Genomic DNA, 981 nt, shown 5'->3' on the forward strand with positions numbered 1-981 from the left:
CACCACGATCACCGATTCGATCGACAATACCGGGCTGAGCCTGACGGCGAATGGGGCGGTGGTTGAAGGTGGTCAGATCACTTACACCGCCACGCTGAGCAACCCGGCCGGCACCGCCATGAGCGTGACCCTGTCCAACGGCGCCGTCATCAATATCGAAGCCGGCAAGACCAGCGGCTCGGTGGTGGTCGATACCCCGGCCAACGACGTCTACAAAAACGGCAGCACTGTCAGCACCACCATCGAAAGCACCACCGGTGGCAATTTCGAGCAGTTGACCCCAAGCACCACCCCGGCGGTCACCACCATCACCGACTCGATCGACAACACCGGGCTGTCCCTGGCAGCAACCGGTTCGGTCACCGAAGGCGGTCAGATCACTTACACCGCGACGCTGACCAACCCGGCCGGCACCGCCATGAGCGTGACCCTGTCCAACGGCGCCGTCATCAACATCGAAGCCGGCAAGACTTCCGGTTCCGTGGTGGTCGACACCCCGGCGAATGACGTCTACAAAAACGGCAGCACCGTCAGCACTACCATCGAAAGCACCACCGGCGGCAACTTCGAACAGTTGACCCCGAGCACCACCCCGGCGGTCACCACCATCACCGATTCGATCGACAACACCGGGTTGAGCCTGACGGCGACCGGTTCGGTTACCGAAGGTGGCCAGATCACCTACACCGCCACCTTGACCAATCCGGCGCAAACGCCGGTCACCGTGACCCTGTCCAACGGTTCGACCATCACCATCGAAGCCGGCAAAACCASCGGCWCGGTGRWSGTCGACACCCCGGCCAACGACGTCTACAAAAACGGCAGCACCGTCAGCACCACCATTGAAAGCACCACCGGTGGCAATTTCGAGCAGCTGACCCCGAGCACCACCCCGGCGGTCACCACGATCACCGATTCGATCGACAACACCGGGCTGTCCCTGGCAGCAACCGGTTCGGTCACCGAAGGCGGCCAGATCAC

At 62.6% G+C, this 981-nt stretch carries 1 protein-coding gene; it reads left to right on the forward strand.

The window, feature by feature from the left end:
• Positions 1 to 981: immunoglobulin-like domain-containing protein (locus tag AC1DHT_RS29170; RefSeq protein WP_477761591.1), on the forward strand; the 981-nt coding region annotated here is incomplete at both ends.

The organism is Pseudomonas sp. 05N432 (assembly GCF_056396945.1).